This is a genomic window from Capnocytophaga leadbetteri (assembly GCF_003054025.1).
GTDB classification, from domain to species: Bacteria; Bacteroidota; Bacteroidia; order Flavobacteriales; family Flavobacteriaceae; genus Capnocytophaga; species Capnocytophaga leadbetteri.
In genome coordinates, this window is sequence record NZ_QBKG01000006.1 from 20068 (window position 1) to 34163 (window position 14096).

A 14096-nucleotide genomic window follows, 5' to 3' on the forward strand; every position below is an offset into this window, starting at 1 on the left:
TAAAAAGACAAAACACTAAAATAAAGAAAATTAGTATTTTAAAATATTTTAGTTTAGTCGTTAGAAAGCGACACTATGCTAACGACTAGCGACTAGCGACTAGCGACTAGCGACTAACGACTAACGACTAACGACTAATTAGGTAAATCAATCCCCGAAGGGTTCAGCCCTTTACCACCGCCTGCAGTATAGCCTCTACTTTCTCCTGTTTCCCAAGGCGATACCCAGAAAGCGTATAAATCGCCATTAGTAAGGTAGAACCTAAAACGCAAAGGTTTATCTCTGAGTGCCGCAAGGGTAGCATTGCCTTTCCACTGTACGCGAGCTTTGGTGCTGTCAGTTTTCTGTAGCCCTATACAGTCTTTTTTAGTAAAACCACTGATAGGAGTACCGTTTTCGTCTAATACTTCTACTAATAACTTACCTTTGGCTACAGCGGCATTTACAAACAGATATTCACCGTCAAAGCTCACTTTCTCGGTAGTGGCAAACGCTTCTTTCTTGTCAGCTTTTAGCGATACAAACCCATCACGGCGCAAGGTAGCTAAGCCGGTGCTCATACCAGCATCCCACCAAATACCATTTTTAGAGCGACCGCTGCTGTAAAAATAAAGCGAATCGCCTACTATAATAGGCACCCCATTTACTGACTGCATATTGCCGTAATTCCACGCCCCTTCAGTAGGATTTACTCCCATAAACGACTGGTGTGTAGGGCGCGCAAAGTGAAACCCATCACGGCTGTAGCCTAACTGCACCTCATTGCGCTTGGGCATCATCGCTTTTTTAGCAATACCATTTTCAGGGCCTTGCCACTGACTGTAAAAACCTAAAATAATACTCTCGTAGGCAATAGCATCAAAATTGTAAATACCAGGGGCTACTTCAGGATAATCAGGGTGGTGTTTCTCTTTGTCGTCAGGCGTAAACCAAAAAACATTATACTTATCGTTAATTTGTCGGCTCTTCATATGGGCAAGGCTTACGGCATCTTCAGCGTTAGGGTGCTCTAAATAAGCCCGCGAACGGTTAGAGACCGCTGGCACTGAATAGCGCATACTAATAACCCAGCGATGCGTAAAAGGATTGTAAAACACTGAAGCTCTATCGGTTATACTACCTGAGTGCGCTACGCCTTTATCCGTCCAATGAATACCATCAGATGAATATTTTAGCACAAACTGATATTGCGCTTTATCGCTTTTATGCTCATTATTATTCATCACTTTATACTCTACATTGAAGAATTTCCAGCGCTTAGCAGGGTCTTTTTCATTGCGGTCAAGCCATACCGTAGCGGCATCGCGGTTGTTTATATCTACGTAGTTAGTACCGGGCACTATATCTAACGAGGGTTTCGTCCAATGTTTACCGTCTACCGATTCGGCATAGCAGGTAGCCAAACCGTGTTTAGCTTCATTTGCCTGCGAAGCTCCTGCCAAATACCACATCTTAAATTTCTGATCAGCTTCGTCATACCACACCCCATCGCTAAACGGAGCTGCATACGGATAGCCCTCTTTAGTGTTTTCCCAAGGCTTATCAGCTTTTAGCACAGGATTTTGCGCATAGAAATTGGGGGTATGATAAACTTTCTGCAAATGATTCTCGCTGAGCAAAAAGTCATCTACAAATAGCTGCCTGCCAGTATTGATAGGTATCACTGCTGGCTTGTGTTGTAGGTAGGGCACTGGCATTTCTTTTCTCTCAGTAGGCTCTTCATAACGGGGTGGCCACTGTGCGGGTAGCGTTATACCGTTATGAAGTACCTGACCGAAAGCGGTATTTGCCAATACCATATTGAAAATTAAATATACTTTCTTCATTTGATTTGGTTTTAGGTGTTAGTCGTTAAAAAGCGACACTGTGCTAACGACTAAAGTCTAAAGACTAACGACTATTATTGGGTAAGTCAATCCCCGAAGGGTTCAGTCCTTTACCACCGCCAGCGGTATAGCCTCGGCTTTCGCCTGTTTCCCAAGGCGATACCCAGAAAGCGTATAAGTCGCCATTAGTAAGGTAGAACCTAAAGCGCACCGGTTTGCCTTTAAGGATGGCAAGGGTAGCGTTGCCTTTCCATTGTACGCGTGCTTTAGTACTATCAGTTTTTTGTAGCCCTATACAGTCTTTTTTGCTAAAACCACTAATAGGGGTACCGCTTTCATCTAATACTTCCACTAACAATTTTCCTTTAGGAAGAGCCGCATTTACAAATAAATAGTCGCCGTCAAAACTTACTTTTTCAGTAGTGGCAAAAGCCTCTTTTTTGTCTGCTTTCAGCGATACAAACCCATCGCGGCGCAAGGTAGCCAAGCCTGTTGAAGTATGACTATCCCAAAACACATCGCTAAGCCTACGCCCGCTGGCATAGAAGTAAAGCGAATCGCCTACGATGATAGGCACTCCATTCACTGACTGCATATTTCCCCAGTTCCACGCGCCTTTGGTCTCATTTACATTCATAAAAGGTTGGTGGGTAGGGCGTGCAAAGTGAAAACCATCGCGACTATAGCCGAGCGAAATCACATTGCGCTTCTGTATCTTATCTTGCTCACACACCTTGTTTTCAGGCCCTGCCCACGCACTGTAGAAACCGAGTATGATACTCTCGTACGCAATAGCATCAAAGTTATAGATACCGGGTTCTACTTCAGGGTATTTTTCGTGGCGTAGCTCTTTGTCATCAGGAGCAAACCAGTAGTGCACGTGCTTATCGCGGTCGTCTTTGCGTATGCGGTGGGTTACCGATACCAGCTCCTCAGGGTCAGAGTGCTCTACATAAGCACGCGAGCGGCTAGATACAGGGGTACCATAACGCATACTAATCACCCATTTTTTAGTAAATGGATTGTAGAAAGCTGATGAACGGTCGTATATATCACCCGATTGTGCTACCCCTTTGCTCCAATGAATACCATCAGCAGAGTATTTAAGCACTATCTGCCAACGGCGGTCTGAAGGACGGCGTTCTACATTAAAAAGTTTCCAACGCTTAGCAGGGTCTTTCTCATTGCGGTCGAGCCATACAGTAGCAGCATCGCGGTTAGAGGTTTCTACTATGTTTGTATTGCTATACACGCCTGCGGCAGGTTTCACCCAATGCTTACCGTCAGCCGATTCGGCATAACCGGTGTAGAAAGTTTGGGGGTCTCCTTTGTGTAGGGTACCTGCCCCTGTTAGGTACCACATTTTGTACTTGCCATCGCGCTCGTCATACCATATACCATCGCTAAAAGGAGAAGCGTAAACGGCACCTTGGGTAGTTTTCTCCCATTCTTTATCAGGCTCTAACACAGGGTTGCCTGCATAATAAGTAGGGGTGTGATATACCTTCTGTAGCTTATTTTCGCTAAGCAAAAAGTCATCTACGAATAGCTGTCTACCGGTGTTGATAGGTATTACGGCTGGTTTTTGCTGCAAGTACGGTACCGGCATTTCTTTCCTCTCGGTAGGCTCTTCATAACGTGGTGGCCATTCTGCTGGCAACACTATACCGTTATGAAGTTCCTGACCAAAAGACTTTATACATAAAGTAATTGAAAGTAAAATGATTATTCTTTTCATTATATTAATTTAATAATTACCAACCTGGGTTGTTACGAGTGATGTGTGGGTTGCCTTCTACCTCATCTACTGGTAGGGGTAGCCACTCATTTTTGTTTTCTTGGAAACCAAGATAAGCAGAGTTGCTATACTTTTTAAAATTAGGGTCTGTGCGCTCTAATTCGTGGAAACGTTGTGCTACCTTGCCCCAACGCAATAGGTCGAAAAAGCGATGCCCTTCTTGGGTAAGCTCTAAGATGCGTTCGTGCTCTATCACATCCATATCTACAGTGCTTACTGCTGGCATACCTACGCGGGCACGCACTTGGTTTACAGCGTCTAACGCCGTTAGTGAGCCTTGTGTACCGCCTTTTACCACAGCTTCGGCATACATTAGCAACACATCAGCATAACGGATTTCTGTTTGGTTAAGACCATTGGCTCTACCATTCCACATATAGAAGTTATCACCAGGGTTGCGAGTAGCAAGCGTCCAGTCAATACCTTTACGGCAAGCCGCTTTGTACTTCTTTGCTTGTGCTTTAGCTACCCCAAAACCTTTAGCTCCGTAATACTCTCTGAATGTTTTATTATCAAAAATACGGACTTCATCACCTGTACGAGCGTTAATTTCTGATTTGGTATCGTCAAAAATCAAAGTGCCGAACATACGTGGGTCGGTGTGCCCCGAAGCGTCTTTAGAATTTACAAAGGTGTTATACACCCAATCGTGTATCACACTGCTATTCGCATTTTTATTGGTAGGTGGCAAATAACCACGTGGGTCGCGCCATACCCCACTATTAGATAGCCCTGGGTTAAATCCGGTATTGGTTACATCGCCCAAGAATTGCAACTCAAATATAGACTCATCGTTGTTTTCAGTAGCCACCTTAAAGTTGTCGTTATAATCGGCTACTAAGCGATATTTACCACTGAGTATTAGCTCGTTAAACTCGGCTGCGGCTTCGTTATAATAAGTAGTGTTGCTATGGCCGTAGTAGTGCTCAATGCCTGAGCGGTACAAATAGGCTTTACCAAGCAGGGCAATAGCCGAACCTTTGGTCACACGCCCTACTGATTCGCCTGTCCAAAAACCTTTTTCTGGCAAGAGTTCTTTAGCGCGTTTAAGGTCTGATATAATAAAGTCCCAAGCCTCTTCAGGGGTAGCCTGTGGTTTGTAGTCTTTGGCTGACGAAGGTAACTCTTTCATCAGTGGTATATTGCGGAAGTTCAAAAACAAAAACCAATGCGTATAGGCTCTTAAAAAATAAGCCTCGCCCAAATAGGCATTCTTTAGTTGTTGGTTGCTAAAATTCACTTTAGGTATCTCCTCTATCATTTGGCAGGCTTGCGAAGCTGCTGTATAGAAAAGCGAATAAGGCTGTACTATGGTATACCAAGAGCTAGAAAGGTTCGCAGAATACTGTCCTGGCACTCCATAGTCCGAAGCATCGCTACTCTCATCGCCTCGGTTAATTTGCAAGCGTCCTGCTGTACCCATCGCTCTCGGAGTAGTGATGTAGGCATAAATACCTATCACCCCTTTGTTAATGTTTTGCGGCGTGTTGTAAAACCCATTTACGTCTTGTTGGTTAGGGTTGCTAGCCAATTCGTCAAAAGTCTTTTCGCAAGCGGTTAGCCCTATAAGTGAGGCTATACATATGGCTTTATATATTATCTTTTTCATTTCGTTTTCAGTTTAGAATGTTAATTTCAATCCCATATTATACACGCGGGCGTTGATAGCAGGCGAAGTGCCTAAACCGTCAATCCCCTTGTTGAACAAGGCATTGCTACCCACTTCAGGGTCGTATAGCGAATACTTAGTAAGCGTAAAGAGGTTTTGAGCGCTACCGTAGATGCGTAGCGAGCGCAAGCCTCCTATCTTTTTCAGAATAGTTAGCGGGAAGGTATAACCTATTTGTACGTTTTTAAGGCGCAAATAAGAACCGTCTTCTATATAAAAGGTACTTGGCAATGCGTTGCCGCCGCTGTAGTTGTCAGTCTTAGCGATAGGCAACTTAGTATTCCGATTGGTAGGTGTCCAAGAGTTCAAAGCATCTACAGGAGCGTTAGTGTCGTAATTGAAGTACAAATCATACTTAGCTGCTGAGAAAATCTCATTGCCTGCTACCCCTTGGAAGAAAGCGGTAAAATCCCAATTGCGGTAGTTTAAGTTAAGGTTATAACCAAAAGTAAAGTCTGGGGTAGGATTACCTATTACTTGTTTGTCTTCTTCTTTTAGCTGTTTAGCCACTTTAGCAGTACCGTCTTTGCCTTCAAAAAGGAAGTCGCCTTGGTCATTAGTGCCTACTACTTTGTAGCCTAAGAAAGAGCCTATTGGCAAACCTTCTTTAGTGATAGTAGGACGGTCGTTAAACTTACCACTCATCAGCTCTCCGCGAATAGGTTGTACCCCTTCGCCCAATGACAATACCTTGTTTTGCATATAGGTTAAGTTGGTTTGGAAGTTAAGAGTGAAATCGTCCCATTTCTTTCTAAATTCTAATGAAAACTCTAACCCTTTGTTTTCTACAGAAGCGGTGTTGTAGTTAGGCACAGCTCCTTTGTTGATAGTGATAGTTTGTCCTGAAGAAGGAAGTGATTCGAGCGGTGCTAACAGATTGTTATTGCGCTTGATAAAGTATTCAGCAGTAAGGGTAAGCATATTGTTGAGTACTCCTACCTCAATAGCCGCGTTAGATGAAATGGAAGTTTCCCAAGTAAGGTCTTGTTGCGCAAAACGAGTAACATAACCATATTGGCGCGAGTTGCCAAAAGCAGCAGGTACAGGGCCATATGCCAAGTTTAAGAACGTATAAGGGTCGATAAAGTTAGCCCCCAACTCGCCATAGCTGGCGCGTAGTTTCAGTTTGCTAAGCAGTTCAGGGTTAAACCAATGCTCTGAATGCAAATTCCAACCTACTGATACTGAAGGGAAGTAACCCACGCGATGCCCTTTAGCAAATTTAGACGACTCATCACGGCGCAAACTAAGCGATAGCAAATATTTATTGCTATAATCGTAATTAAGCCTACCAAAGAAAGAAAGCAGTGCAGCATTTTCCTGATTAGACCCCACTACCCCTTCGCCGTTATACGTTTTTACCGTAGGGGCTCCTAAATCGTGTACGCCTGAGCTAATTGAGTTTTTGCGGTAAAACTCGCGCATCCAGCTCGTACCCAATAGGGCATCAATATGGTGTTTCTTTTGGAAAGTACGGTTGAGTGTAAGTAGGTTATCAATAGTATAATTGAAGTTTTCAGCTCTTCCTTCAGATAGCGAAGTGCGTGCGGTTTGGTTAAGTTTGTTATCAGCAGTACCATCAGCGTTAAAGAAGGTATCATAAGCTGGTACGTGCTTATAGGTATTAGTATTTACATAAGTTCCTGCTACGTTTAGCTTGTACTGCAAACCTTTCATCAGTTTAAAAGTACCTGCCAAACTACCTGTAGCACTAGTATTGCGAGTAAAAGCGTCTTGCTTATAGATAGCTGCCAAAGGGTTAGAAATATTGGTATTAGTGATAGAATAACCTTTTGATGCAGCGGTTGATACATAACGCCCGTGTTCGTCTGTTACCGGTATAGTAGGCATCTCAAGAGTGCGACCCCCCGGAGGCGATACTTTTTTAGTATTAGTGATAGACAGCTTTTCACTCAAAGAAAATCTACCTTTTTTAAAAGTAGCATTAATACGCGCCATATACTTATCGTATTCTGATTTAATGATGATACCCTCTTGTCTTACATAGCCCAAACTGGTATTAAAAGTAGAGTTTTCACTTCCTCCTGATACGCTGGCGTTAAAGCTACTCATTGGCGCATTGCGGTAGTACAAATCTTGCCAATCAGTACTGCGATTAGGGTCAGTGGGGTTTACGTTCTGAGGAGCGCGGTCGTAAGCCGGACTGTTGTCTGCCACTTGGTTAGCAAAAGTACGCCATTGCTCTGCGTTCATCATATCGAGCATTTTTGAAGGGGTTTGGTAAGAGTACGAAGCATCTACTTGCACTATAGTCTTACCGCTCTTACCGTCTTTAGTAGTAACGAGTACTACCCCATTAGCAGCGCGCGAACCGTAGATAGCGGCTGCCGAACCGTCTTTAAGTATCTCTATCGACTCAATATCCGAAGGGTTAAGCGCATCAAGCCCATCGGCTATTGCCCCATCGATGATGTATAACGGTGCGGTAGCGCCAAACGAACCTGCACCACGTACTACTATATTTACCTCAGCCCCTGCGATACCGCCACGTTGCAAGATTTCTACCCCTGGGGTACGCCCTTGTAGGGCTGAAGCCACATTGGCAGTAACTTGCTTTTGCACCTCTTTAGCCGATACCGAAGATACTGCTGCCGTCATACTCGACTTTTTCTGAACTCCGTAGCCTACTACCACTACTTCTTCTAACTGTTGGTTTTCGTCTTTCATTTGCACATTGATAGTGCCACGACCATTTATTGCAATATTTTGCGTTACCATACCGATATACGAAAACTCCAAAGTAGCCCCTTTGGCTACATTATCGAGTGCGTAATTACCATTCATATCGGTACTGACTCCTTTAGTAGTGCCTTTTACCACTACACTTACCCCCATAAGAGGTTCTTTGTTAGCATCGGTTACCTTTCCTTTTACGTTAAGCGACTGTGCCCACGCCGAAAAAGTACACAGACATAGCAACAGTAATGCTGCCCAATGTCTTTTCATCATTGCTTTGTCTCGCATAGTTCCTTTTTTTTAGTTGTTAATTTTCTAATTATTTTTATTGACGGTGCAAAGTAAAAACAAAAAAAAAAAAATGCAAGCATTTTATTAAATATTTTTATTTAAATAGCCATTTTTTAGTCAGTATAAAATATAAAATACAGATTATCAGTTAAATATACAAAATAGCTATTTATAAAATATTTCGTACTTTTTCGCATTTCTGATAAAAACGCATTTATTTTTACCCTAAAAAAGGGGTAATTACACTAAAAACGAAAATAAAACCCCCAAGTTTTCCAAAGAAAAAGGGGGTAAATAATAAAAATTTTAATTATTATCAATATTTCAATTAACTAATTAACTAATTGGCTAATTGGCAAACTAAGCTCTCCCATATCGAGCATAGCATTGATAAAGCCTATTTGTTCAAAGTGATGAATATCGGTGTAGTGTATCGGGGCTTCCTTTATTTTACCTTCTTTAAGCAATCGCTGACGACAGGTGCCATTAAGAAGATAAGTAGAGGGCGTAACCCATTGTCGTCCGTCAAAAAAGATGATATTAGCATAGCTACTATCGGTTACCTTGCCGTTTTTAACAAAGATAACCTCATCAGTACCCGCACTTTCCTTTAGTGTATTGAGGAAAGTGCGGTCTAAAAACTTATAGCTATAGTCCAAAAAGTCGGCTTCTACGCATTTAATAGTAGCAATAGGGCGTATCTGATAAGGTAGCACCTCTATCGTGGGACACTCACTGCCGTATACTATGCGGATTTTGTGCTTCCCTTGGGTAGGCAAAGTGACTTTTTCGATAATATCGGACAGCGAAAGTACCTTTTTGTTAGCAAAGAAATGCGAAAAAGTATTGCACACGCGCTCTTGGTGATATTCCAAATGAAAAACACGTCCGTCAGAGAGCTTTATCGTTTCAATAAATTGGTGAAGCATCAGATAGGTATATATATTTTCTCAATAATCTCGTTATACTCGTTTAGCGGCTGGCTTTGGGCAGTAATCCCTGCGCCACTCTTGTAGAAATAGCGGTCGCCTATGCGCTCTATAAAGCGTATCAACACAAAACTATCTACCGTCTTGCCGTCAAAAACGCCTGCAATGCCGGTATAAAAACCGCGCTCATAGGTCTCTGCCTCATCAATCACCACTACCGATTTCTCTTTAGGCGCTCCTGCTATAGAGCCTGCCGGAAGCATAGCCGCTAACAAGTCGCCTAAATGTTCTTGCCAATTGGCAGGCAACTCCCCTACTATTTCAGAGCTGGTCTGAAGGAGGTCGCCAGTAGATTTTTTGATAACATCTACATACCTAAAGCGAGTGGTATGCACATTGGTAGCTACTTTTTGCAAATCGTCAGACAAGAGCCGCACCACCTTATGATGCTCGTCAATCTCCTTTTCATTATGCAATAAAGTAGCCTCGGCATCGGGGATAGTGGCACTGATAGTCCCTTTCATCGGATAGGTTTTTATCAAATTATCTTCTATTTTCACAAAAATCTCGGGCGAAAAGCACACCCAATCGTCTTTGTATAGCATTTTATACTTAGCAGAAGCATTCTGATACACTTCAGGCAGTGAAACTGGCGATATTTCGGTAGCAAAAGTGAGATTTACAAGCTCAGTATCGCCATTTTTCAGATGAGAATGCACTTTATTAAAGGCTTTTTCAAACTCTGGGTAAGCAACAGGGTGTTTTTCTATAGGGATAGGGACAGCATTTGCCTTTTTCTCTTCTGAAAAAGAGAATTGTATATCGCTCGGAAGCTCAGAGAGCGGAAATACGTGTCCGTTTTCTCCTTTGTAATCAATAATAAACAGACAGGGTGTGCCTTGCTGTCCGAAGTCGTTAAGACTTTTTTTCCAATTGTTAGTGTTCATTAGTTTTTCTTAATTTTTAGGAGGCAAAAGTAATAAAAATAATTCATTCAAAGTATATTGATCTTACACTCATCTTACACTGATCCTACACTGATCTTACACTCATATCTCGTTCGGTGATTAAAGTTTGCTAATCTGCTAATTTGCTAATTTTGCTAATTTGCTAATTATTCGTATATTTGCCCCTTTAATTATAATAGTTAATAGCGAAATCGTAATACCCGATGAAAAACATCCGTAATTTCTGCATTATTGCACATATTGACCACGGCAAGAGTACCCTTGCTGACCGCCTACTCGACTTTACCCAAACCGTAACCGAACGCGAAAAACAAGACCAATTGCTAGATAATATGGACTTAGAGCGCGAGCGCGGCATCACTATCAAAAGCCACGCTATACAGATGGAGTACGTGTATAAAGGCGAAACTTATATCCTTAACCTTATCGATACCCCCGGTCACGTGGATTTCTCTTACGAAGTATCGCGCTCTATAGCGGCTTGTGAGGGGGCGCTGCTGATAGTAGATGCAGCCCAAAGCATTCAGGCTCAGACGATTTCTAACCTGTACTTGGCTCTTGAAAACGACCTTGAAATCATACCCATACTCAACAAAATAGACCTACCCAGCGCTAACCCTGAGGAGGTGAAAGACGATATAGTAGACCTACTGGGCTGCTCGCCTGATGATATTATCCCTGCCAGTGGTAAGACCGGCTTGGGCGTAGAGGCTATTTTAGAGGCGATTATCGAGCGTATCCCTGCCCCTAAAGGCGACCCTAAAGCACCGCTGCAAGCGCTTATCTTCGACTCGGTGTACAACTCTTTCCGCGGGGTCGAAACTTACTTCCGCGTGATGAATGGCGAGATACGCAAAGGGCAGAAAATCAAATTTATGTCTAACGGCAAGACCTACGATGCCGACGAGGTGGGTACCCTTAAGCTCAACCAAGTGCCTAAGCAAGTGATTAGTGCGGGCGATGTAGGTTATCTTATCACCGGTATCAAAGATGCGCGCGAGGTGAAAGTGGGCGATACCATTACCTCGGCAGTCGATGGCTGTAAGGAGGCTATCGATGGCTTTGAGAACGTAAAACCGATGGTATTTGCGGGTATCTATCCGGTAGATACTGAAGATTACGAAGAGCTACGCGCCTCAATGGAAAAGCTACAGCTAAACGATGCTTCACTAGTGTTTACCCCAGAGAGTTCGGCGGCTTTGGGCTTTGGTTTCCGTTGTGGTTTCTTGGGTATGCTACACTTAGAGATTGTGCAAGAGCGCTTAGAGCGCGAGTTTGGTATGACGGTGATTACCACCGTGCCTAACGTTAGTTACCACGCCTTTACCAAGAAAGAACCTGAAAAAGCGATTATCGTTAATAACCCTTCTGACCTGCCAGACCCTTCGAAATTAGACCGTGTAGAAGAGCCTTATATCAAGGCGAGCATCATTACCAAATCGGACTTTGTAGGGCAAGTAATGTCGCTCTGTATAGAAAAACGCGGACAGATAACCAATCAGCACTACCTCACCCCTGAGCGTGTAGAGCTAAACTTTGATATGCCTTTGGCCGAGATAGTGTTTGACTTCTACGACCGCCTCAAAACGGTGAGCAAGGGCTATGCTTCGTTTGACTACTCCCCTATCGGAATGCGTGCTTCTAACCTTGTGAAGGTCGATATTCTTATCAACTCGCAGTCGGTAGATGCGCTTTCGGCTCTTATCCACGCTGATAATGCTTATAATATAGGTAAGAAGATGTGCGAGAAGCTGCGTGAGCTCATACCGCGCCAGCAGTTCGACATACCTATACAGGCGGCTATTGGAGCTAAAATCATCTCGCGCGAGACTATTAAAGCCTTGCGTAAGGACGTTACTGCCAAGTGTTATGGAGGGGACATCTCGCGTAAGCGTAAGCTATTGGAGAAACAGAAAGCCGGTAAGAAACGTATGCGCCAAGTCGGCAACGTAGAGATACCACAAAGCGCCTTTATGGCGGTGTTGAAGTTGAATGACTAGAAAACACAATACTGTAGGCATTTTTTATATACTTTAGGCAAATAACATTTTTAATATATACAATATACAAATGAAAAAATTAGGATTATTATTTTTATTGATTGGAACATTTTTTTCTTGCCAAAAGAAAGAAGATAGTTACTTAGAAGACCCTTACAAAGGTAAATTAAAAGTTACATATATGGAAGAAGCAAAGGGTTGGGTAAAGAATATAGCACTGCATAATGAAGACCTTTATTTCATAAGGCAAGACCCTTTTATTGGAAAAATAGATTCAAAAGGAAATACTTCTTCTGTAACAGTTACAAAATCTGATAATTTTAATATTAACAATGATGGTTCAAGCGTTGCTTTCTCTGACAGTGGAGATATTTATTATACAGAAGGTCGTTTACGTGCTCATAAGATTTTTAAATACACACCAAGCACTCAACAAACTACAGAAATTGAAGTAAAATACACTCCCTCATATTTTGGAGGAAGTGAGGGTATCCTTGCGTTAACTCGTTACAATAGCAATGAATTTATGTTTTTTGATTTCTATTCAAAAACAATCAAAAGATATTTTCATAATTTAGGAACTATTGTTGATGTAATGGGGTCAGGAAGAGATGAAATTTCTGATGGGACTGGCATAAACGCAAGCTTTCGAGGTATTTTCCAAATGGCTGTGTTTGGAAAAGATATATATGTTATTGATGGAAAAAAAAGCATTCGTAAAATAGAACCAGAAGGCACATCTTTTAAAGTTACTACTTTACTCAAAAACTACTCTGGAACCATAAACGATTTAGCTATTGATGATGATGGAGTAATTTATGTAGTTGCTCGTAATCAAGGCATTTTGAAATTTAACCCAACAACTAACAAATTAGAAGACTACTTATCGGGAAAATACATTGAATTGAAAACTCCTAAAAGCGGACTGGGGTATAATGATGTAGATTTTGATGTAGATGTTATATCTATTAAAGGGAAAGATATGTATTTAGCTCTTTCTACAACTCTGATAAAAATAGCCAACTTCAAAGAGGAAATCGCTAAATATCTTTTAGAACGAGAAAGGAAGTAATCTTTATGGCTTGAATCTGCCAATAAACCAATAATTATCAAAAAGCTGTGAATTTATTTAAAAATTTATTTAGTAAAGGCAAGAAATCAAATAAAAGTAATGATGCTATAGTGAACTCTATCCGAAAGAGTAAAGAATTTAGAGAAGGGAAAAGATGTTTTCATTATGCTAATTTTGGCTTTTTCTATATCTGTGATGAAAAAGAGTCTGCCTATTATAAGGATATGAACTGTTTTGCCTTAGACAATGTTAATGCTGATTGGGAAGAAAGGGGATGTATTTACTATACCAAAGATACTGGTGAGGTGTTTTATAAATCATTTATGAAAGCTGATTATAGGCTTGTAAAAATTGCTAATTCTTTAAATGAGTTATTTGGAGAAATTAATATCAATGAAATATTGGTAACAAGGGATGATGACGACTATTACTTGTGGGTAGAAGAAAATTTTCATTCGTATAATATTATTGAATACGTACCCAAATGTGTAGTTCCTAATATTGATTTACGGACTTATTTAAGTGAAAAACATTCGTATTTTCTTTCACATTATGAAGATTTTTCTAACAAAACATTTATTGAATACTTAACAAGAAAAGAAAAGCATATAGCTGATTTAGTACCTTCAAATTTTTATTTTCGTCACGCTAAAGAAGAGAAAGTGATAGATTTAATTGCTGAAATCAATTCAAAATCTAAAAAATCACATTTTGAAATAATAGAATTTCTTCCCTCTTGTTTTTTAGGAATCATAGATATGAATGATCTTTCTAAAGAAGATGCAAATGAGTTAATAAGATTGGGGTTGATATTTCCGCCTAAATAGAAAATTCATAAAACTATAT

Annotated in this window: 9 protein-coding genes; 3 read left to right on the top strand and 6 right to left on the bottom strand. The window is 41.4% G+C overall.

The window, feature by feature from the left end:
- Positions 1-134 precede the first annotated feature (134 nt).
- From C8P65_RS06620 to C8P65_RS06645, 6 genes are all read right to left on the bottom strand, one after another.
- Complete coding sequence (locus tag C8P65_RS06620; protein ID WP_107782132.1) at positions 135-1826, bottom strand: hypothetical protein; 1692 nt, start codon at positions 1824-1826, stop codon at positions 135-137.
- Positions 1827-1890: 64 nt separating this feature from the next.
- Positions 1891-3564 carry a hypothetical protein gene (locus tag C8P65_RS06625; protein ID WP_107782133.1) on the bottom strand — a complete coding sequence of 558 codons (1674 nt, stop codon included), beginning with the start codon at positions 3562-3564 and terminating at the stop codon, positions 1891-1893.
- A gap of 16 nt (positions 3565-3580) precedes the next feature.
- Positions 3581-5233 carry a RagB/SusD family nutrient uptake outer membrane protein gene (locus tag C8P65_RS06630; RefSeq protein WP_095914554.1) on the bottom strand — a complete coding sequence of 551 codons (1653 nt, stop codon included), beginning with the start codon at positions 5231-5233 and terminating at the stop codon, positions 3581-3583.
- Between the two features lie 12 nt (positions 5234-5245).
- Positions 5246-8263 carry a SusC/RagA family TonB-linked outer membrane protein gene (locus tag C8P65_RS06635; RefSeq protein WP_245887357.1) on the bottom strand — a complete coding sequence of 1006 codons (3018 nt, stop codon included), beginning with the start codon at positions 8261-8263 and terminating at the stop codon, positions 5246-5248.
- A gap of 350 nt (positions 8264-8613) precedes the next feature.
- Positions 8614-9210 carry an aminotransferase class IV gene (locus C8P65_RS06640; RefSeq protein ID WP_107782135.1) on the bottom strand — a complete coding sequence of 199 codons (597 nt, stop codon included), beginning with the start codon at positions 9208-9210 and terminating at the stop codon, positions 8614-8616.
- Positions 9210-10157: an aminodeoxychorismate synthase component I gene (locus tag C8P65_RS06645; protein ID WP_107782136.1), complete on the bottom strand. Its 948-nt coding sequence runs from the start codon at positions 10155-10157 to the stop codon at positions 9210-9212. Before C8P65_RS06645 ends, C8P65_RS06640 begins: the two co-directional genes overlap by 1 nt.
- Before the next feature lie 224 nt (positions 10158-10381).
- Here C8P65_RS06645 and lepA point away from each other — a divergent pair, with 224 nt between their 5' ends.
- The 3 genes from lepA (at position 10382) to C8P65_RS06660 (ending at position 14077) form a co-directional block, all read left to right on the top strand.
- Positions 10382-12178 carry a translation elongation factor 4 gene (gene lepA, locus C8P65_RS06650; protein WP_107782137.1) on the top strand — a complete coding sequence of 599 codons (1797 nt, stop codon included), beginning with the start codon at positions 10382-10384 and terminating at the stop codon, positions 12176-12178.
- Positions 12179-12248: 70 nt separating this feature from the next.
- Entirely contained in the window at positions 12249-13250 is a 1002-nt protein-coding gene (locus tag C8P65_RS06655; protein ID WP_107782138.1) for an NHL repeat-containing protein, read from the top strand.
- Between the two features lie 47 nt (positions 13251-13297).
- Positions 13298-14077 carry a hypothetical protein gene (locus C8P65_RS06660; RefSeq protein WP_107782139.1) on the top strand — a complete coding sequence of 260 codons (780 nt, stop codon included), beginning with the start codon at positions 13298-13300 and terminating at the stop codon, positions 14075-14077.
- Positions 14078-14096 lie beyond the last annotated feature (19 nt).